The organism is Chryseobacterium sp. HNCC26DJ240, from assembly GCF_057180485.1.
Map to the genome: position 1 here is coordinate 1 of NZ_JBXUGK010000005.1, position 21,080 is coordinate 21,080.

The window sequence follows — 21,080 nt, forward strand, 5'->3', positions numbered from 1 at the left end:
AAGACTTTCGGCAAACAAACCTTTCTGATTTTTGACAAAATTATATTTAAGGTGCACCTGATGATGTTCGGTTCCTACAGTCTATTTAAGAGGAAAGATATTGATACACTAAAGCTTGGATTAAAATTTAAAGATGACGGAATGTATTTTTACACTTGCGTCGTAAAGGTCGTTAAAGAAAGTGATCTGTCAAAAATCGACTGGGAAGCGGATATCATTAGCAAGAAATGGAGTGATGAAAAAGCAATTGAAAAAATGCAGAAACATCCTGAAATGATGATTTGCGATGCTATGATGAATCAGGATATTTTTGCCGGTGTTGGAAACATCATTAAAAATGAAGCCCTTTTCCGTGCAGGAATTCATCCCGAGACTTTAATTAAAAATTTAACGAAGGCTAAACTTAAGCTGATTATAAAAGAAACCAAAGATTATAGTTTTGAGTTTCTAAAATATAAACGTACCGATACTTTGAGTAAGACATTTCAGGTTTACCATAAAAAGACCTGTCCGATCTGTGGCGGGGAGATTTTGAAAAAAGAAACCGGAAAAAGCAAACGGACGAGTTTTTTCTGTATAAAAGATCAGCAACTTTTCAAGTAAATAATTCGTCAAAAAAACTTCAATTTCTAATGTTAAGTTTTGTTTAAAAAATTACATTTTTTTGAATGCAAGGCATACTATTTTAGTATTCTTTTAATTAACAAGTCTACAACAACTACTGCACAATAATTATTAATTTGATATTTTTTTGATAATTTAATAATTAAAAACAAATAGCCATATCAAAATTCAATTGCAAATCACCAATTTAAAATCATATTAAAATAGCGTTAAAACCAATATAAAGAGTGACAAACATCATATTACAAGGTTTGCAGGTTCTAAAAAATGCCGTAAATTTGCATTACAGAATTCACAACAAAATTTAAATAAAATAAAAATTCAACAATTATGATCGCTTATATCGGAATCGCAACTTGTGCAGTATTAGTATCTTCTTATTTCGCAACTGCTAAGAAAGAAGGAAATTAATTTTAAATAAAGTTACAGCCTATAGAAAAAACATTTACAGATTAGAATATTCATATTCATTCATTTAACTAAATTATTTTTTACAAATTGATCAAACATTGCGTTTGATTTTTTTTTGGTCAAATTTCGGTAACTAAACACTTCGAATACTCTGAAATATTGTAGGACATTTTAGTCAACCGTTCCTGTCATTAAACTATAGATTTTTGAGAACAAAACTGTGACAATAGTCTTTAATCTGTTGCCTCACATTTCTGAATTCTTCAGCAATTTCTTCGTCTGTTCCGGTGGCTTTTGCCGGATCGGGAAAATTGTAATGAAACTTCTGAGCATTTGTCGGAAAAAACGGACAGCGCTCTTTTGCATTGTCACATACCGTAATTACATAATCAAAATCTATATTCCGATATTCGTCAATATTATTGGAGGTGTGATTTGAAATATCAATTCCGTCCTCTTTCAAGGTTTTGACTGCCATGGGATTTACGCCGTGAGTTTCTACACCTGCGCTGAAAATTTCGGCTTCCTGTCTGGCAAAATATCTTAAATAGCCTTCTGCAATCTGGCTTCTGCAACTGTTGCCTGTGCAAAGCACCAATATCTTTTTTGTCATAATTTTAAACGAATAACCAAATGATATTGATGATACAAAACTTCGGGTCGAAGCCGAAAAGAAGTTGCAAGACAATAACAGATGATGTGATTATAATAGGTTTTTTGTATCTGATCAGTTTTGCTTTCATCCTAACAACATCCGGAATTTGGTTTGCAGACATTTTGATTTACGGACAGCTCAACTGGATTTTTTTTCTGTTTTTCAGAAGGAATTCCACATGCATCCACAGCCAGACAAGCTGTAGTTTTGTTTTTCAGGACAAATGTTTTTCCGTTAAATTCTAAATCATATTTGCCAATAGTTTCCGTTTGATATTCTACTTCAATTTCATGATCCTCGATGCCTAATTTCTCTTCTGAAAGCCTGATGATGTCGAGCAATCTGTCTGGCTTCAGGCGGTGATCAAAATCGTCAGCGCTCCACAATTGAAAATTCACACTATTTTCTGTTCGAATGACACCACCACAGTCAATAAACCTTTTGGTACTCGTTCCTACTTCGGTCACGTGAAAATGTTCTGGTACAAAACTTTCGTTTTCCAATTGAAATTCGACATTTTCTAATGTCTGCAAAATCTGTTTTACTTTTGAAAGATTCATTATTAATTTAATTTATAGTTTAATTGCAATATTACGATACAAATTTTTAAAAAATATGCCTAACAGCATTTGGCTTTAGACACAGTTTCCACGATGTTGGAGAAATAGATATTTAAAATATTGATTACATTCTCATCAATACAGTAACAAATTGAATTTCCTTCTATATTTCCTTTGATAATACCTGCACTTTTAAGTTCTTTAAGATGTTGAGAAACGGTAGGTTGGGCCAGCGGAAGTTCGTTTACAATATCTCCGCAGATACATTCTTTTACTTTCATTAAATATTCAATAATCGCAATTCTCGCAGGATGTCCCAATGCTTTTGCGATGGTCGCAATCTGGTTTTGCTGATCCGTGAAATGTTCTGTTTTAGTAGCTCCCATTTATACCCTGATTCTATATTGCAATATTACGATAATAATTGAATTAGGTATGATTTTTTCCGATGTATTTATAAAATTTTCAATTTAGAAAATTGTTAAGTGCGTCTTGTCTGAGGATCAGGCATAAAAATTATCTTTGCATTTTATTAATCTGTAAATAATGAATCTGTACAACCTAATCATTCAGGACAAAGAAGCGGTGACGCTCGATGATGTTTTTTTGGAACCTCAAAATAAAAATCAAATTGTACAGCTCATTAAAGAACAGAAATTCGCAGACGAACTCCAGAAATACGGACTTCCCGTCAACAATAAAATCCTTCTCGAAGGCAGTTCAGGATGTGGCAAAACCATGACAGCAAAAGCGATTGCGAATGCCTTGGATAAAAATATTATCATCCTCAACCTCAGCAATATTGTTTCTTCAAGAATTGGCGAAACTTCCCAAAACATCAAAATGATTTTCGATAAAGCAGCGAGAGAACGCTCTGTTCTTTTCCTTGATGAACTTGATCAAATCGGAAAAGCCCGTGGAAGCGATGACAAAGACGTTGGCGAAATGCGAAGATTGGTCAACACATTGATTCAGCTGATCGACTACTATCCCGAAAATGCGCTTCTCCTCTGCGCCACCAACCACGCAGAAATCATCGACTCCGCCATCATCAGACGTTTTCAGTTGAAATTACAATACGAAATGCCTTCAAAAGATTTTCTGGATTCTTTCTATGACAGCCTTTTGTTAAAATTTCCAGAAGACCTCAGGAATATTGAAAGGAAATATAATGTTTCTTTTGCTGAAGCGAAAGATTATGCTTTTACGATGGTGAAAGGAAGGTTGATTGAAAAACTGGAATCACAATGATGAAATACATCTTCTTAATCTTTGTCTCAGTTTTCCTTTCTTCCTGTAGCAAAAAATATACAGGAAAAGTTAGTTTTAAATCTTGTACTGTTAATTATGAAGTAGTTAACGAAAGGAAGGAGAAACAACTTTACGGTCAAAACGCAGTTGGGAATCAGTGGAGATTAGAATCTGCCAAACAGGAATTGGCACTCTGTCTTTGTGAAAAATATTTAAAAAACAAGGATGAGGAAATAAAAGCGAAAATCTTAGAAATTTATCACGAAGACATGGATTATTTTCACAGAAAGAAATCCTATAAAGTGAAGTTTGATTCTGTTTTAATTAATCGGAAAGAGGTTTTCGATTATAGGATTTTGGTTGATTAATCAGGTATTTGCTATTCCTCTTTTCTAAATCACATTTGAAATAAAATTGCCATTTGTTCGATTTTATTTATTTTTAGCGTAATTATTTTGGATTGACGCAATGCGTGAAGCCAAAAGTTAGTTGCAATTATGTTAATACATTATTGACGAAATTTAATCATTTGACATCAAAATAAAATATGAGTAGGGCAGATATTGATTATAAAGATAAAGGATTTGTAACATCAGATTTATTTATCCAACTGGCATTGTTTTACATAAATGAAGAGTTAAAAAATGATAAATACACTTTTTATGAAAAGAATTCACTCCTAAAGTATAATGAGGAAGTGATAAATGGAGTATTTGCAGGATGGTTTACTTTTTTTTGGGATTCATACTTACTAAATTTAAGAGATGAACAAACAATGATTCAAATTTTGGAAAATGTAAAATTCGCAATAAGAATTAAAGGGGATTTTATTTCAGTAGAAGAATTGCAATCAATACCAACAAAAGACGGAGATTTTAAATTACTATATCGTAGACCATTTCCCACAACAGAATTAATTAGAATTTTTAATGCATTATCAGAATTACTGAAAGGAACTTGGCAATATGAAAATTATGAAATGGAAATTGAATATTGATAATAATAACTTATAACACCTAATTATAACTGCAGCTAACAAGGGTTTCCAATGGTGGGGTGAAACTGCAAAGTTCAACGGTAGTTCTTCGATTGAACTTTTATGCTTCGATTGTACAACCCTCGCAAAGCCCCGAAACGTTGTAAAATATTTTTTACCAAAAACAAAAAAAAAATGAAAAACATATTAATTTTTACTCTATTTTTTAATCTTCTACCTTGTAATGCACAAGAATTTGAAAAAGTATCTGTTTCAAAAACAGACAAATCTGAACTGTACATCAATGATGAAGATTCTACAGAATTATTTTATTATAAATATTTACCGAAAACCAGTATTAAAGGTGTTTTAGTTATTATTCCTTCTGGTGGAGAACTCGTTGAAAATACAGTAAAACAAATAACGCTTCACAAAATAGCCGTTGAAAAAGGAATTATGGTCATTGTTCCATCCATAAACTGGGGAACAGATGATCGGGATGCAGAATTCAAAGTACTTGATAAAATTTTCAGTGAAATTGTCGCAAAGCATAAAGTATCAAAAGACAAATTCATACTCGGTGGACTTTCAAGCGGTGCAATGATTTCTTTGACGTACGCCGAAAAGTCAACTAAAAATCCCGAAAAGTTTTTCCTGATTCCAAAAGGTGTTTTTGCATTAGATGCACCTTTAGACCAGGCAAGATTTTATAAATATTGTGAAAGAGAAATCGAAAGAAATATCTATAAGCCGGCAGTAGACGAAGCAAGATGGATAAAGGATAATTGGGACAGCATTTATGGCGGCTCTCCAGAAAAATTCCCAGAAAAATATGTAGAAAATTCTATCTATTCTTATGGAGTAAAAGATGGCGGAAACGCAAAGTATTTAAAGAAAATGCCTCTTTTAATGTTTACAGATTTGGATACAGATTGGTTAATCAATCAAAGACATCGTGACTTAAATGATTGGAATGGAATTGACATCGTCTCAATGATAAACCAATTAAAAATAATGGGAAATGAAAACGCTAAAGTTATAGTTAGTCAGGGAAAAGGAGTTCGTTTAGATGGAACGAAAAATCCGCATTCATGGTCAATTATGGATTCTGAAGTTTGCCTGAATTGGGTCGTAGAAACACTTGAAAAATAAAAAACTTTATACAACAAGGATTGCAGTAGAAAGACTAAAATTCAAAGTTCGATAGAATTTCTTCATTTGATTTGTTTTATTAATCTCTGAAAAGTCAATTGCAATTATATAAATTTACATCAAAAATGAAGTTCTTTCAAAGATTATTGAAACCAAAAGAAACTATTGTTGAAAAAGAGGCATTGAAGATTTCAGATTTTGAATCTGTAAACAATTTTTGGGAATTTATAACCAAAAAAGACAAATGGTATCTTGAATATTTACCTCAACGATTTGATGATTTAAAATCAAAATTACAAGAATTAGCTCCGTTAATCATCGAAACTACAAATGGATTAAGATATAATCTCAATTTTAAAAATGATGATTATTGGATGATAATTCCGTGGGACAATCTAGTTTTAGACTTAAATTTAGAAAATAACCTGAAACAGTATTGTGCAAATTGTAAAAATGAAATAAAATTCTTGCAGAGATATCCAAAATTAATTTGTAAAAACTGTAGAAGTATTTTGACCAGTTCTGACAAAAGAAGAGTGGAGTTTTTTAATTCAGAAAGTTTAGGGTATGGTTGCCAAGGTTATTATTGTGATACAAATCAAACTGAAAAATACAATACAAATGAATGCTACATTGATGACAAAGTTTTTATAGCAGAAGAAGGAAGATTTGGAGGAATTGTAATCGAATTAAAAGATCAATAGTAAGACTAAATTCCAAAGTTCAATTCAAAATATTGGTTACTTACAAAACTTAAAGCACAGATATGATTTTTAGAGAAGCAAAAATTGAAGACATAAAGCAGATTCAGGTTGTCAGGAATGCTGTTAAAGAAAATATGTTGTCCAATCCGGATTTAGTGACAGATAAAGATTGTGAGGAATTTTTATTTGAGAGAGGAAAAGGTTGGGTTTGCGAAATTAAAGATCAGATTGTGGGTTTTGCGATTGCCGACTTGAAAGATGATAATATCTGGGCACTTTTCGTACATCCTGAATTTGAAGGAAAAGGAATCGCATCAAAGCTTCAAAACATAATGCTGGATTGGTATTTTGAAAACGGTAAAGAGAAAGTCTGGCTTGGAACTGCACCCAACACAAGAGCCGAAAAATTTTACGCAAAATCTGGCTGGATCAAAAACGGTATGCACGGAACTAATGAAGTAAAATTTGAAATGTCTAAAAAACAGTGGGAAGATAGCAAAAAAGCATTCCGTCGAGGTAATTAAGTATTTCGTTAATACCGTCAATCACTCTGTTGAGGCAATCAACCATTTTGAATAGCCGAAAAACCACTCTGAAGAAGTAATTAATTATTCTGAAGAGACAAGCAACCATTCCGAAGAGACAATCAATCACTCCGAAGAGGCAATCAAGTACAATTCATTACATTTCAGTACTTTACAGATTTATTAATGAAATTTATTTTTCAAAACAAAAACTTCTCAATACGATTTCCTGCAAAAATCTACTTGAAGTGACGGTTCTCAAATCAAAAAAAATCCTTTCAAAAAACTGAAAGGATTCTTCTAATGAATATGAAATTAACTAAGTGTGCGCTTGTTTTTACTGAACAATAATTTTAAAATTGCTGTTCAAATTGTCGCCGGAAACATTCAGAATATAATTTCCTGAAACTCTTTTACCTGCGATATTCAGATGAAAGACTCCGTTTCCGTTTGCTTTCACCTCTTCTTTAAGGATTACTTTTCCGCTCATATCAATAACCGTAGCGGTAAGACTTGATTTTTTATACTCAGGAAGTTTAATATTGATCTGATCTTTCACAGGATTCGGATAAACTGATCCTACATTTTTGCTGATGCTGAATTCCGCATTTGCCAACACTGCCTGACTGTACAGGGCATTGATTTCAGCGGGTGTTAAAGCATAATTATACATTTTCAACTCATCAAATGCACCTTTGTAAGGAGCCGATGCGTTCGCCGTAGACTGGAATTCAAGCTCACCAATGTTTCCGATAACAAAATCACTCGCTTCACCGATTCCGCCAACTGCAGTTTCGTCGGTTTCCACCATAAATACACCGTTTCTGTAAACTCTGATCTTGTGTGCCGTAATATCTCTTTGAAGAACCACATGCACCCATGTTCCATTGAAATAATTTGCAATAGGTGAAGTAATTTCCTTTTTAGTCACATCATCATCGATAGCAAATCTTAACTGGCCACCTTTCATTTCTACATTAAAACGCTTTCCGGTAGCACCCGTTGCTGTATTTTTTGTAATTGAACCTTTACACAAAACATATAGACTCGTTGTTGATGACGAAGGAATCATACTTGCCGGAGCTTTCATCCAGTAAGAAACTGTAAACGAATTGGTATTAAATAAAATCTGATCCTGATGAGGAATACTTGCGATGTAAGGTGTATTTGGCGAAGTGGCCAAATCAAGGGCAAAATTTTCTTTCCCTGGAACCCTTACACTTGCATTGTCATAAGCTACATTTAAAGTTCCGTTGTTGGCATAAGTGGTTACATCAGCAATCTGCTCACCATCCCCCGGTGTTTCAGAGAAAGGCCAGTTTCCTACAAGACTCGGCGTCAAAGCACGGAAATTCCATACATCACCTGTTACCGAACCAAGATTGTTTGAAGAATCTATTCTCCAATAATAATCGGTTGATGTATTTAAATTGCTAAGCTGATGAGAAGGATTTGCAGAATAAGGAACAGTAGCAATATTATTTAAATTCTGAGGATCAGTACCGAAATTCACAGTGTAATTAGTAGTATTTGTACTTCCCGTCCATTTTAAAAGTAAATTACCGTTGGTAAAATCTACATTTAAATTATTGTTGACAGGAGTTGGTGTAGTTGCTTTAGTTGGAGCTGAAGGTACTGGCGGAGTCGTAACCGATGCATTGGATGTATAAACAGAAGAATCTGTAGCGTTTACCGCTTTTACTCTGTAGTAATATTGTGTATTTGGCGTTAAACCAGTCTCATTATGACTTGTAGTATTGGCAGGCAGTGTTGCAATAACCGTCCAGACTGTTCCGTTTGGAGAGCGTTCTACAACAAAGTTGGTTTCATTATTAGAATTATCACTCCAGTTTACTGTTAATGAGCTTGCAGCAGGACTGCCTGAAGTTAAGGCATTGGTAAAATTCAATCCCGTTGGCGGATTTACAAAATCCGGAGCTACAGTGTTGGGTAAACCATTGATATAAACTTCAATATTCAGATAAGGTGCGTTGGTAGTACTTACATTCAAAGCATCGGCAACGTTTGGATTGAGTCCGTTGGCGGTTTCCCATGCATCTGGCATCCCGTCGTTATCTGTATCTAAAGCAGCCGGAGCACCGTAAATGTGACCTGCCCCATTATTGGTAAAACCATATTGGTTTGCAAGATCAGACTGCACGTAAACATAAGCGGCTGAAGTTCCTTTAGACTGAAGATCAGAAATCATCAGACCATCTACCTGATCTCTTTTCGGATAAGATGCTCCAACGTCCAAAACCACCTTGTCATATGCCTGCTGAGCTGTCAATGTCGGATTTTTTACTGGATAATCATAAGCCGTAGACTGAATTGCATTCATATCTCCAACCGGATATCCCGTTAAATCCTGTGGAACCAAAGTTCCGTCCAGCGTTCCGTTTTTATCGTTATCAAAATAATTTCCGGGACCGTATAGATTAAAATTAGCATTTCCAACACTGAAAGGTGTGGTAACTGAACTACCTGTATGAGGTCCTCCTATGAAATAATTGTTGATGATATTCACAAAAGAACTTCCGGCAGAATCTCCACCCATAATGTAAGCTTCACCGGATTGGGAATGACCATAAGTATTACCGTAATTTCCCCAGTTATAAACGACGTTATTCACAAATTCGTTGATACCTTTTACCTTGTTGTTACGGGTTTTATTGGATGTATATAAATTTCCGATCAGACTGATTTTACCGCCGGCAGAAGGCTGCATCAAACCACCCGCTGAGTGATTGTGACGATGCAAACCCTGTCCGAAAATAGAATTCTGAATCGTGATATTATCCGGACTGTTTCCGTTATTATCCCAGTTGATAGAGAAAACTTCGTCAGTTCCCCAACTGAAAGACATATGATCTAAAATTATATTGGCACCGTTTGAAATCCCCGATGCATCCTGATTCTGAGCAGTTCCGCCATAACGGATACGCATAAATCTTGCGATGGTATTATTTGAGCCTGAAAAAGAAACTCTGGAGCCTAAAAATAAAATTCCTTCTCCCGGAGCTGTTTGTCCTGCAATTGTTGTATTGGCTGCAACTGCAATCACTGATTGTGGTGCGATAATTCCCCCAACTTTAAAAATTACAAATCTTCCCGGCTGGCTTACTGCATCACGGAATGATCCTGCTCCGCTGTCATTCAAATTGGTTACAAGATAAATCTGAGGATTTGCTGCTCCTCTCGCTCCGGTGGTGTATCTACCAAAACCTGTAGCTTCAGGAAATGCCAAAGTCTGCGCTTCAAGACCTGTTGCTGAAAGTGTAATTCCACACACGAGCAAAGATTTTAAAGCCTGCTTAATGAGTAAAGTTTTCTTGTTCATTTTAATATTAATTTTGTGTTAACCAATCTACCCACATTGGCAAATATGAGCATCCTGCACAGTCCTGCTACACCGTTAAAAATCAAATATTTACGTTTTAAATCATATTATTTACACTAAGTTAAATTAATTTTAATAGGTTGGAAATCATTGGGAAAATGAGTTGATTTTTTTTGATTTTTTTGAAATAAAAACTTAATTTTTAAAAAAATTTAAATCTGTTTGAAAGGATTATAATAAATCAACTTTTGAAGATTTTTGTTATATTTGGTTATAGGTTGGATTGACGAAATGCGTCAATCTGAAAGTTGTGCGATATGCTTAACCAACAGCTGTCCAAAAATTGAAACGATAGAAAATGAAACAACTAATCATAATACTTTTGGCAGTATTTCTTTTCCAATCTTGTGGAAACGAAACCAAAAATCGCCAACAGACTGAACCTGAAAAAAAATTAGAAGACAATTCGGTTTTAACTTCCAAAATCAAAAAAATCAACCCTATTATACTTAATGCCAGTGAACTCCCTAACGATATAAAATATGAGGGAAAAATTGTAAATGAAATCAAGTGGACGGATAACTTGGGAGAAAACATTGTCATTACCACTGAAACAGGTATTTATGAGAGTAAAAAATTCAAACACGAAAATGACGGAGGAGATGCAGAAATTTTTGCTTATCATTTTATTATAAAAAATAACAATGCTAAACAAACTTGGAAAGTTTATGACTACATAAGTGATTGTCCTGTTGATATTGTTGCTGAATTTATTGATAATACGCTTCAAATAACTGACCTTAACAATAATGGAGTTGCTGAAATATGGTTGATGTATAAAACTGTTTGTCACGGAGATGTAAGTCCTTCTGATATGAAAATCATAATGTATGAGGGACAGCAAAAATTTGCCATAAGAGGTGAAAATAAAGTTATGCACGGAATTGATGATGACGGAAATGAGATGTATATGGGAGGAGAATATAAAATTGACAAAGCCTTTTCTGATGGACCAAAAGTATTTTTAGTTTTTGCCAAAAAACTTTGGGACAAAAATATAATTGAAACGTGGAAAAATAAGTATTGAAAACAGCACAATCGCACAACATGAATTGTGCAAACATAAATCAAAACCCAATCACATTTCTATAAAGGATTTCTTCTAATTAAAATTAAGATGTTCTAAACAAAACTCCACTTAAAACTATTCCACGATAAAACAAAAAAAATCCCTCTCAAAACTGAAAGGGATTCATTATATAAAAAACTTTAATTACATATAAGCTTCAATCGGCTCACAAGTACAAACTAAGTTTCTATCTCCGTAAGCTTCGTCAACTCTTGATACAGATGCAAAGAATTTGTGCTCTCTTACCCACTCTAGCGGATAAGCTGCCTTTTCTCTGCTGTATGGTTTATCCCAAGAATCAGAAATAACCAACTGCTCCGTGTGAGGAGCGTTTTTCAATACGTTGTTTGCCTGATCAGCTTCTCCGTTGGCAATCTCATCAATTTCCTGTTTGATAGCGATAAGCGCTTCTGCAAAACGGTCGATTTCAGATTTGCTTTCAGATTCTGTAGGCTCGATCATCAGTGTTCCTGCAACAGGGAAAGAAACCGTTGGTGCGTGGAAACCGTAATCCATCAATCTTTTCGCTACATCAGCTACTTCAATTCCTAAAGATTTGAACTGACGGAAATCAACGATACATTCGTGTGCTACTCTACCTTCAGTATTCGAGTATAAAATAGGGAAATGTTCAGCTAAGATTTCTTTTAAATAGTTCGCATTTAAAATAGCGTGTTCAGTTGCTTTTTTCAAACCTGAAGTTCCCAACATTTTGATATAAGCATAAGAAATATTTAAAATCAATCCAGAACCGTATGGCGCTGCAGAAATTCCTTCGATCGCTTCTTTTGAACCTACTTTGATGTTGGCATTCGTTGGTAAGAAAGGAACTAAGTGTTTTGCAACACAGATCGGACCAACTCCAGGACCTCCACCTCCGTGAGGAATTGCGAAAGTTTTGTGAAGATTAAGGTGACAAACGTCTGCTCCGATGTTTCCAGGGCTTGTATATCCTACCTGAGCGTTCATGTTGGCACCGTCCATATAAACCTGTCCGCCATGCTCGTGAACAAGTGCAGTAATTTCTTTAATGTTGGCATCAAAGAACCCGTAAGTTGACGGATACGTGATCATTACACAAGATAAGTTCTCAGAATGCTGTTCAGTTTTTGCTTTGAAGTCTTCAAAATCAATTTCTCCGCTTTCAAGGTTTTTAACAACAACAATTTTCATTCCAGCCATCGCTGCAGATGCCGGATTCGTTCCGTGTGCAGACTGAGGAATCAAAACTACATTTCTGTGACCTTCACCTCTTGAAATGTGATACTCTCTGATGACCATCAAACCTGCATATTCTCCCTGAGCGCCAGAATTTGGCTGAAGTGAAGTTCCTGCAAAACCTGTAATTTCAGAAAGATCTTTCTCTAATTCTTTAATCATTTCCTGATAACCTGCTGCCTGATTTACCGGCACAAATGGATGAACAGCTCCCCAATTATCCCACGAAAGTGGCAACATCTGAGTGGCAGCATTCAGTTTCATTGTACAAGAACCAAGAGAAATCATAGAATGTGTTAATGATAAATCTTTTCTTTCAAGACGCTTGATGTAACGCATCAATTCTGTCTCTGTATGGTATTTGTTGAATACTTCTTCCGTTAAAATCTCATCTTTTCTAAGATTTTCTTCAGGAATACTGTATCCTTCTTTTATTTCTAATTTAAAGCCTTGTTTGTCCTTAAACTGAGCGAAAGAAGCCATCAAAATATTCAGTTTTTCAAGCGTAGTACTTTCGTTGATCGCAATACTGATAACGCCTTCTGTGAAATAGTTTAAGTTTAATTTGTGATCAAGCATCATTCTCATCAATCTTGCTTTCTCATCTTCAGCCATCAGTATTTTTACCGTGTCGAAGATTGGCTCTTCAACCGTCTGATAACCCAAGGCTTTCAATCCGCCTTTCAAAGCATTTGCTTTAAAGTGAATTTGGTCAGCGATATAGTTTAATCCTTTCGGACCGTGATAAACAGCGTACATTCCAGCCATTACAGCCAAAAGAACCTGAGCTGTACAGATATTTGAAGTTGCTCTTTCTCTCTTGATATGTTGCTCTCTCGTTTGCAAAGCCATTCTCAATGCACGTTTTCCGTACATATCCTGAGAAACCCCGATAATTCTTCCCGGAATATCTCTTTTATAATCTTCTTTACAAGAGAAAAATGCTGCGTGAGGACCACCATAACCTAATGGAATACCGAATCTCTGAGAAGTACCAACCGCACAGTCAGCGCCCATTGATGCAGGAGATTTCAATTTAACCAAAGCCATAGGATCACAAGCTACAACAACCTGTAAATCTAATTTTTTGTACTCAACGATATCTTCAGTATAGTCTAAAACGATTCCGTTTTTACCCGGATATTGTAGTAAAACTCCGTAGTAAGATTCGTCGAACTGGTGCGTTTTGTGGTCACCTTCAACGATTTCAATCGCTAAACCTTCAGCTTTTGTTTTTAAAACAGAAACGGTTTGAGGCAAAACCAAATCAGAGATAAAGAACTTGTTGGCTCCCGCTTTTTTCTGATCTTTCGTTCTATTGTTGAAGAACATGTGCATTGCCTCTGCAGCCGCCGTAGATTCATCCAACAAAGATGCGTTTGCCAAGGCAAAACCTGTCAAATCGCATACAACAGTCTGATAATTAAGCAACGCTTCTAATCTCCCTTGAGCGATCTCTGCCTGATATGGCGTGTACGCTGTGTACCAGCTTGGGTTTTCAAAGATATTTCTCTGAATCGCCGATGGCAACAGGGTGTTGTGATATCCGAAACCGATATAGCTTGTGTAATCAGTATTTTTCGATGCCAATTCTTTTGAGTGATTCAGCATTTCATATTCTGAAAGCGGTTCTGAAATGTTCAGATCATTTTCTAAACGGATAGATGATGGAATGGTTTGAGAAATCAATTCTTCAATACTTGAAACGCCAACTTTTTCCAACATTGCCTGCTTATCGGCTTCGTTTAGGGAAATGTGACGGCTCACAAACTGCTCTGTATTCATTTTTATATATTAGATTTTGTTTGAAAAAAAAGATTCGTAAAATTACGATTTTTAAAATGATTTCACAACCTAAGTAGCGGTTGGCGGTTGGCATTTTGCAATTGGCTTTAAAATACTAGTCTTGAAACTTCGCAATATCTGATTAAATGCGATAATATGGAATTTATTTAAATCTTCTATTGAAACGATTTTAATTGATAACTCATGAAAATGCTCACTCTATTTGAACACAAAGGACACAATTTTTTTTTCGCGACTGACTGTTTTTAGTTTCACAAAGCCGTTTGACTTCGCGAATCTTCGATTTTACTAATAAGAGCTAATGACGCTTTGTGATGATATATTTAAATTTCTTTTAAATTTTAAAGCAGAATACATTCTCAAATCATTTGTTAATCAGCATTTAAAGAAAGTTTAAATTTTATTATCTATATTTATTCTAAATTAATATATTTGCAAGATGAATAACATTACTCCGTTTAAAGTTCCGCCACTCACTCCGGTATTTTCTTTTAATACTGAAGAAATGTTTTGTGGCGATAAAAAATCTTGCTGTAAAAAATTCAAGAAAGGTAAGCGTTGCAAAAAATGTCCGGGAAATAAGAAGCTGGCTTAGAGCTGGGTGTTGGATGATGGATGATTGGTGTTTGCAATTCGGAAACTGTGAACTTTGAATCTTGAATCTTGAATCTTGAATCTAAGCAAAATTACTGATCAAAAAGTAAAGCGCTACCGCTAAAATTACCAGTGCCAAAATCAATCTGAATATTTTTGGTAAACCTCTTGGATTAATTACTGTTCGCGGTTGCGGCTTGAATAATTCCTCCGCTCTGTCTCTGAATTTCTCACCGTCAGATTCAAAAACTTCTGTAATCGTAATTCCTTGAACGACCGTCTTGTGCAAAAGTGAATTGGTTGCATGCAGCAAAAGCTGGAATTTTCCGTTTTTAAATTCTGTAATCTTAAAAACTCTTTCTCCGTAAGCTTTTTCCAATCCAAACGGTAAAACTTTGACTACATCGGCATTTTGAGTCTGCCATGTGATAATTATCTCCTCTCCTTTTTTCGCATGAATTTTATTTGCGGAAAATGTTTTAATCGAAGGCGGAACTGTATATCTGAAACTTTTCTGTAAACTTTCTAAATTCTGATCGTAGGTAATTCTTCTTCCTTTATCACTTAAAGTTTCATACGCTTCCTGAATTTCTTTAAATCGCTCAGCAAAAAAATCGTCGTTCTGGTTTTTATCGGGATGGTATTTTAATGAAAGTTTTCTGTATGATTTTTTGATGTCTTCATCTGAAGCATCGCGAGAAATCCCGAGAAAATAATAGTAGTCTTTCATTTAGGCTAACAAAAATAAGGATTTTTATTAATTGTGAAAATTTTAGATGTCGATTTTAAACGCAAAGGGTGCAAAGTTTTTTTGTGATGATTGAGAATATTTTTCGGTCGCAAAGGCGTTTCACTCAGCAAAGAAAAACTTATCTTTTATAATAATTACCTTGTTTGTCTTTCCGCAGGAATCTAAGCTATTATTTAGATTCGTTGCCGAGATTCCTACGGATTGACAAACTTTATGTTGATTTTTAAATGACCAAAAAGAGATTAGTTGCTGACTTTTACAACCTCACCCATCATTTAAACAAAAAAATTCCGGCGCGGGAAGCTTTGCTTCCCGCGCCGGAATAAGACAATTTCAATTTAGTTACTTTCTATTTATACTTCTGCAAATTCTTCTTTTCTCGCATCTTTTCTGCAACATCTTGAAGCAAACTCTTTCCTGAACTTTCCTTTCAGTTCCTGATATTGCTTCTCATCCATTTCTCTGATCTTATCAGCTAATCCGAATGGCGATTTTTCTTTGATTCCGTATTCATTAAAAATACCTCTTACAAATCTTTTTCTCTCAATTACTTTTTTGGCAATTATAGCGACTCCTGCTACTGCAACAGCTCCTAAAACACCTTTTAATACTGAATTTTTCATTTTCTTAAATTTTAAATTTTACTACTACAAAGTTGTCGCCTCTCTGAGGCTTTTTTATTTAGACGAATCCGTTTTAATTTTTACTTTACTATTTCTAAAAATTTTAAACTACTCGTTTGTTCTTTTGTTGCGGTTGAAGAATCCGCTTTCGCATTTCTGTCTCCAAACTTCTTTGAATTTTTCTTTTTCTTCGTCAGACATCCCTTCCATTTTATGCTGCAGATGTTTCTCTTTCATATCTCTCATTCCTCTTCCGAATTTTCCGTGAAAACCTCCAAAAAGAATTTTACTTAATACCAAAATTCCCATCGCTTGCCAGTAATTAATCGTTTTAACACCGATAACTTCTGGTAGAATGCAGTTCCAAAGCCACATCACAATCAGCGCAACGGCAAGAAAAATCAAGGGCGGACATAGAATTAAAAGTGCCCAGCTTTTTTTATATTTATTGTTCATTTTATTTATTTCTAATTATTTAAATCTTCGTACAACTGTCTTAATCTGTTTCTCAAATGCTTTACAGCATAATTTTTTCTGCTGATGATGGTTTTTATGTTTTCTCCCTGTTCATCGGCAATTTCCTGTAGCGTTTTATCGTTCAGTTCATTTTCCATATAGACAAGTTTCTGTTTTTCGGGAAGTTCTTCCAGAGCTTCAAACAGTTTTTTCCAAATTTCATCCTGAAACATTTTCACATCCGGACCGGCGCTTTCATCCAACAGCAAAATATCTTTTATAGAAAACGAACCATCTTCATCTTCGTAGACAAAATCTTCCAGGTTTTCAGTCTTCTTTTTTCGGTATTTATCGATGATTTTGTTGGAAGTGACGCGATACAGCCATCCGCCGACATTTACAATTTCAGAAAGATTGGTCAAACTGCTGAACTGATACCAAACCTCCTGCAGAATATCCTCCGCATCTTCGGTATTTTTCACTTTCGGACGAATGAAAGACATCAGTTTTCCGCCGTAATTCGATACGGTCTGCGAGATGATATTTTCTTTCTCCTTCTGTGGCATTGTTATTTTCTCGGCAATCTCCATATTGCTATGACGATTGTGGTTTTTGTTTTACTTTAATAAATTTAATTTATTTTTTTGAATTTCTGAATTTTCTTTTATTCATAAGGTTTTTATCTAAAATCATTTGTTACAGATTTTAAATTTTTGTATTTCTAAGTTAAGTGAAATCCACAGATTAGACAAAATCAAACGGCTTTGTTTAACTTGCTATTTAAGTATACTTTTAAAATTCCCTGTATATCCTTGCGTTTATTAATGGCAAAGAGAGACAAAGTTTTTGTATTAAATACTGCTATTAAGATAAACAATGGCATTTCATTTAAGAAAGAAATACAATTTTAAAAATTATCTCTTTAAAAAGCATAATTTAAATTGAAACAAAAATTGTTTTTCGAAGATGAATTAAAACCAGCTCATATCAATGATTAAATTTCGCAATAAATCGGTTTTGGAAAATCAGGTTGTTTTAGTTTAAATTTGTCGCTTCGTTTTTAAACAAAGGATAGAAATGGGAACAATGAAGAAACTGGAAATCAAAAAAAATATTCAAAAGCTGGAAGATAAAAATCTTTCTTTCAGAGTTTTTGATTTGAATGAGGAAAGTTTAAAAGAGTATTTTAAACCTCACAAAAAAGACCATTTCTTTATTATTGTTATCGAAAACGGAACTTTACAGCTTCATATAGAAGACAAAGTTCATCATTTAAAAGCAGGAAAAATTTCCGTTGTGTTTCCTGAACAGGTTCAATTTATCTCTGATTTTAGTGAAGATTTAAAAGGAAAAATCATCTTGTTTGAAGAAATATTATTCTGTTCTGATATTCTGAAAAATGAATTGAGTACCTACAATGTCAACCTTTCCACACAATTGAATTGTACTATTTTATCCCGAGAAGATTTTGAACAAAGCTTAAATGCCATCAAAATCATCAAAGGAATTTATGAAAATCCAAGTTTGATAAAAAAAGAACAGGCAAGATTTCAGATTAAAATTTTTCTTTTAGGTTTAATAGAATCTGTGCATGGCCTGCATCCTATTTTGCACAAAGAAACGGCTGATAAACCTACATATGTTCGATTTAAAAAACTATTAAACGAACATTACAAGCAATACAGAACTGTTCAATATTATGCCGAAGAATTGGCAATTACGACAAAAAAATTAAATTCAATTACAAAAAAACATTGCGGAGAAACGGCGATTCAGGCAATTCACAATAGAATTTTAATGGAAATAAAACGACAGCTGATGTTTTCTGATTTGTCTCATAAAGAAATTGCTTTTGATCTTGGTTTTAATTCTCCTTCTGCACTCAACAAATTTGTAAAAGCTAAACTTAAAGAAACACCGACTGAACTTCAGCAGGAGTTGGCTCAAATGTATAACGCATAGTCCTGTTTGTATAACATTACCCGTTTTGGCTTATCTAATTTTGCTTCATCAAAAATTTAGATAAAAAATGAGCAAATTATTTATTGCAGGAGAGGTTTTCCACGGTGCAGGAACTCTTGAAGAATTAAAAAATATCAAAGGTACAAAAGCCGTAATCGTTACAGGAGGAAGCTCAATGAGAAAAAGCGGAACGCTGGATAAAGCAGTTGCTTATCTTGCAGAAGCTGGAATTGAAACTAAAATTTTCGAGGGTGTAGAAGAAGATCCTTCATCTGAAACTTGCGCAAAAGGAGCTGAAATGATTCAGGGTTTCCAACCTGAATGGATCATCGGTTTAGGAGGTTGTTCAGCAATCGATGCTGCAAAAATTATGTGGGTTTTCTATGAATATCCTGATGTAGAATTTGATGCTTTAATCAAACCTTTTACAGTTCCGGTTTTAAGAAACAAAGCGAAATTTATTGCAATTCCTTCTACAAGCGGAACAGGAACTGAAACTACGGGTCTTGCGGTGATTACAGACAGAGAAAAAGGTGTAAAATATCCGGTTGTTTCTTACGAATTAACCCCAGATATTGCAATTATCGACGGCGAAATCTGTGCTTCAATGCCAGCTCATGTTACTTCAAATACCGGTCTTGATGCTTTGACCCATTGTGTGGAAGCTTATGTTTCGAATATCGACAATAATATCGCTGATGCCCTATCAAAAGGAGGTTTAGAGATTGTTTTTGATAATTTAAAAGAAGCGGTAGCAAATCCGGACAATATTGTGGCCCGTCAAAATATGCACGATGCTTCATTTATGGCAGGTTTGGCGTTCAACAATGCTTGGTTAGGAATCGTACACTCTTTATCTCATCAGGTTGGTGCTTTGTACGGAATTCCTCATGGTGCTTCTAATGCGATTTTCCTTCCGAATGTTATTCGTTATAACTCGGCTGCAACAGATCGTTTTCCGGATTTAGCGAGAGTAATTGGTAAAGAAACGACAGAAGAATTGGCTCAGGCTATTGAAACTTTGCGTTCTGAAGTTAATAATCAATCTGCAATCAAGGAATTTGGAATTTCAAGAGAAGATTGGGATAAAAATCTTGATTACATCGCTAACAATGCTTTGGTTGATCCTTGTACAGGTTTCAATCCGAGAGTTCCGACTTTGGAAGAATTGAAAGCTATTTACAACGCTTGTTATGAAGGTGTTGTGTATGCTGAAGAAGTTGTTGTAGCATAATTTTAAGGTTTTAATTTTAAAATAAAAAACAGGAAGTCGAATTGATTTCCTGTTTTCTATTTGAATAAGACTAAATTAATTCGTCTCCGATAGTTTTTTTACAACTTCCAAGCCTTTAACAAAGCCATTGTTGATATGTTCTTTCCAGTCTTTTTCTACCTGAACTTCTGTATGAAGTTTTGTTTTACCATCGTAATCAATGAGAATATACTTTTCAAAACAACCGCTCCATTGTTTGATTTCCATGCTTTCGGTGTCTTCTACTCCATCTTTGTCCACCATTCCCAAATGTTTAAAAATAACCTGATCAGGTTTTTCCAAACTGTCGATGGTAGAAACCATTCCTGCACCTTCAGGATTTACAAAATAGGTTTTTCCGCCGACTTCCCAATCTGTTTTCATCTGCGAACCCGGACTGAAAAACTGAGTCCATTCACTGTAAGTTTCACGTCCAAAAAGAACGTCCCAAACCTTTTCTTTTGGGGCATTGATGATGATTTCGTAATCTAAAGTTTCCATATTTTTGTTTTTAATTTAAAATAAATCATAATTTTTCATGCACAAATTACACAAATCAATTTGTATAATTACAGTTGATTTTCAGACAGATGTTTCACATTCTGAATTGCCAGCGGAATTTTTTCTTCAAAAAAGCTTTTAAATTCTTCTGAACTATTAACTTCCATTCTCAGTTTGGTAGAATCTTCGGTTTCCTCAAGAAAATAAGATTCTGTGGCATCTCCCCAATCCATCGGGGTTTCAATACCGCTGTAGATTTCACCTAAATGTAGAAATACCATTTCTTTTCCGGGAATATTTTTTACTACTTTACTGAACATTCCATTGTTATCGGGATCTAAAAACTGTACTTTACTGTCTTCTTCCAAAGTCCCGATGTAAAAAGATCCTTCACAGAAAGCTGATGTCCACTGACGATAAGAAAACTCGTCCCAAAGCACGCTCCACACTTTTTCGGGAGCTGCATCTATTGTTATTTCAAATTTTAAAAGTTCCATATTTTTTAGGTTGAGATTAAGGTTAAGGCTAAAGCTAAGCGTTAAGCGTTAAGGTTAAGCGTAAGATTTAGACTTACGTTATCTGAAAACAGTT

General features: G+C 34.6%; 22 protein-coding genes. 11 read left to right on the plus strand and 11 right to left on the minus strand.

Going from position 1 to position 21,080, the window contains the following annotated elements; all coding sequences use genetic code 11:
* On the plus strand, window positions 1-603 hold a 603-nt coding region (locus AC2A1G_RS10580), incomplete at its 5' end, for an Fpg/Nei family DNA glycosylase (RefSeq protein ID WP_484046884.1).
* A 628-nt stretch (window positions 604-1,231) separates the two neighbouring features.
* Here AC2A1G_RS10580 and AC2A1G_RS10585 read toward each other — a convergent pair.
* From AC2A1G_RS10585 to AC2A1G_RS10595, 3 genes are all read right to left on the minus strand, one after another.
* Window positions 1,232-1,648, minus strand: a complete 417-nt coding sequence (locus tag AC2A1G_RS10585) for an arsenate reductase ArsC (protein ID WP_484046885.1) — start codon at window positions 1,646-1,648, stop codon at window positions 1,232-1,234.
* 131 nt (window positions 1,649-1,779) lie between these two features.
* The gene (locus AC2A1G_RS10590) at window positions 1,780-2,250 is read right to left on the minus strand and encodes a DUF6428 family protein (protein ID WP_484046886.1); all 471 of its coding nucleotides are present in this window, start codon (window positions 2,248-2,250) and stop codon (window positions 1,780-1,782) included.
* Between the two features lie 59 nt (window positions 2,251-2,309).
* Complete coding sequence (locus tag AC2A1G_RS10595; RefSeq protein ID WP_262148106.1) at window positions 2,310-2,636, minus strand: ArsR/SmtB family transcription factor; 327 nt, start codon at window positions 2,634-2,636, stop codon at window positions 2,310-2,312.
* Between the two features lie 160 nt (window positions 2,637-2,796).
* Here AC2A1G_RS10595 and AC2A1G_RS10600 point away from each other — a divergent pair, with 160 nt between their 5' ends.
* The 6 genes from AC2A1G_RS10600 to AC2A1G_RS10625 all read left to right on the plus strand — a co-directional run bounded on the left by AC2A1G_RS10600 (window position 2,797) and on the right by AC2A1G_RS10625 (window position 6,857).
* Window positions 2,797-3,501 (plus strand): AAA family ATPase, encoded by a 705-nt coding sequence (locus AC2A1G_RS10600; RefSeq protein WP_484046887.1) that lies wholly within the window; start codon window positions 2,797-2,799, stop codon window positions 3,499-3,501.
* A complete protein-coding gene (locus AC2A1G_RS10605) occupies window positions 3,498-3,869 on the plus strand; it encodes a hypothetical protein (protein WP_484046888.1) in 372 nt (123 codons plus the stop codon). Before AC2A1G_RS10600 ends, AC2A1G_RS10605 begins: the two co-directional genes overlap by 4 nt.
* Window positions 3,870-4,048: 179 nt before the next feature.
* Entirely contained in the window at window positions 4,049-4,498 is a 450-nt protein-coding gene (locus tag AC2A1G_RS10610; protein WP_484046889.1) for a hypothetical protein, read from the plus strand.
* Window positions 4,499-4,672: 174 nt separating this feature from the next.
* The gene (locus AC2A1G_RS10615) at window positions 4,673-5,629 is read left to right on the plus strand and encodes a hypothetical protein (RefSeq protein WP_484046890.1); all 957 of its coding nucleotides are present in this window, start codon (window positions 4,673-4,675) and stop codon (window positions 5,627-5,629) included.
* Between the two features lie 125 nt (window positions 5,630-5,754).
* Window positions 5,755-6,333 (plus strand): hypothetical protein, encoded by a 579-nt coding sequence (locus AC2A1G_RS10620; RefSeq protein WP_484046891.1) that lies wholly within the window; start codon window positions 5,755-5,757, stop codon window positions 6,331-6,333.
* Window positions 6,334-6,395: 62 nt separating this feature from the next.
* Window positions 6,396-6,857 carry a GNAT family N-acetyltransferase gene (locus AC2A1G_RS10625; RefSeq protein WP_484046892.1) on the plus strand — a complete coding sequence of 154 codons (462 nt, stop codon included), beginning with the start codon at window positions 6,396-6,398 and terminating at the stop codon, window positions 6,855-6,857.
* A 337-nt stretch (window positions 6,858-7,194) separates the two neighbouring features.
* On the opposite strand, the gene AC2A1G_RS10630 is transcribed toward AC2A1G_RS10625, so the two are convergent.
* A complete protein-coding gene (locus AC2A1G_RS10630; protein ID WP_484046893.1) occupies window positions 7,195-10,197 on the minus strand; it encodes a LamG-like jellyroll fold domain-containing protein in 3,003 nt (1,000 codons plus the stop codon).
* A gap of 358 nt (window positions 10,198-10,555) precedes the next feature.
* On the opposite strand from AC2A1G_RS10630, the gene AC2A1G_RS10635 reads away from it, so the two are divergent.
* Window positions 10,556-11,284, plus strand: coding sequence for a M949_RS01915 family surface polysaccharide biosynthesis protein (locus tag AC2A1G_RS10635; RefSeq protein ID WP_484046894.1), 729 nt, complete (start codon window positions 10,556-10,558; stop codon window positions 11,282-11,284).
* 186 nt (window positions 11,285-11,470) lie between these two features.
* On the opposite strand, the gene gcvP is transcribed toward AC2A1G_RS10635, so the two are convergent.
* Window positions 11,471-14,329 carry an aminomethyl-transferring glycine dehydrogenase gene (gene gcvP, locus AC2A1G_RS10640; RefSeq protein ID WP_484046895.1) on the minus strand — a complete coding sequence of 953 codons (2,859 nt, stop codon included), beginning with the start codon at window positions 14,327-14,329 and terminating at the stop codon, window positions 11,471-11,473.
* Between the two features lie 460 nt (window positions 14,330-14,789).
* On the opposite strand from gcvP, the gene AC2A1G_RS10645 reads away from it, so the two are divergent.
* Window positions 14,790-14,945 carry a hypothetical protein gene (locus AC2A1G_RS10645; protein ID WP_484046896.1) on the plus strand — a complete coding sequence of 52 codons (156 nt, stop codon included), beginning with the start codon at window positions 14,790-14,792 and terminating at the stop codon, window positions 14,943-14,945.
* A gap of 81 nt (window positions 14,946-15,026) precedes the next feature.
* On the opposite strand, the gene AC2A1G_RS10650 is transcribed toward AC2A1G_RS10645, so the two are convergent.
* The 4 genes from AC2A1G_RS10650 to AC2A1G_RS10665 form a co-directional block, all read right to left on the minus strand.
* Entirely contained in the window at window positions 15,027-15,674 is a 648-nt protein-coding gene (locus AC2A1G_RS10650) for a DnaJ domain-containing protein (protein ID WP_484046897.1), read from the minus strand.
* A 374-nt stretch (window positions 15,675-16,048) separates the two neighbouring features.
* On the minus strand, window positions 16,049-16,318 hold the full coding sequence (locus tag AC2A1G_RS10655; protein ID WP_484046898.1) for a hypothetical protein: 270 nt from the start codon (window positions 16,316-16,318) through the stop codon (window positions 16,049-16,051).
* 108 nt (window positions 16,319-16,426) lie between these two features.
* Entirely contained in the window at window positions 16,427-16,774 is a 348-nt protein-coding gene (locus AC2A1G_RS10660) for a hypothetical protein (protein WP_484046899.1), read from the minus strand.
* Between the two features lie 11 nt (window positions 16,775-16,785).
* Entirely contained in the window at window positions 16,786-17,364 is a 579-nt protein-coding gene (locus AC2A1G_RS10665) for an RNA polymerase sigma factor (protein WP_484046900.1), read from the minus strand.
* Window positions 17,365-17,860: 496 nt separating this feature from the next.
* On the opposite strand from AC2A1G_RS10665, the gene AC2A1G_RS10670 reads away from it, so the two are divergent.
* Both AC2A1G_RS10670 and AC2A1G_RS10675 read left to right on the plus strand, forming a co-directional pair.
* The gene (locus tag AC2A1G_RS10670; RefSeq protein ID WP_484046901.1) at window positions 17,861-18,736 is read left to right on the plus strand and encodes an AraC family transcriptional regulator; all 876 of its coding nucleotides are present in this window, start codon (window positions 17,861-17,863) and stop codon (window positions 18,734-18,736) included.
* Window positions 18,737-18,803: 67 nt separating this feature from the next.
* Window positions 18,804-19,970, plus strand: a complete 1,167-nt coding sequence (locus AC2A1G_RS10675; protein WP_484046902.1) for an iron-containing alcohol dehydrogenase — start codon at window positions 18,804-18,806, stop codon at window positions 19,968-19,970.
* Between the two features lie 75 nt (window positions 19,971-20,045).
* Here AC2A1G_RS10675 and AC2A1G_RS10680 read toward each other — a convergent pair whose 3' ends face one another.
* Both AC2A1G_RS10680 and AC2A1G_RS10685 read right to left on the minus strand, forming a co-directional pair.
* Window positions 20,046-20,489: an SRPBCC family protein gene (locus AC2A1G_RS10680; protein ID WP_484046903.1), complete on the minus strand. Its 444-nt coding sequence runs from the start codon at window positions 20,487-20,489 to the stop codon at window positions 20,046-20,048.
* Window positions 20,490-20,557: 68 nt separating this feature from the next.
* Entirely contained in the window at window positions 20,558-20,986 is a 429-nt protein-coding gene (locus tag AC2A1G_RS10685) for an SRPBCC family protein (RefSeq protein ID WP_484046904.1), read from the minus strand.
* Window positions 20,987-21,080: the final 94 nt, after the last annotated feature.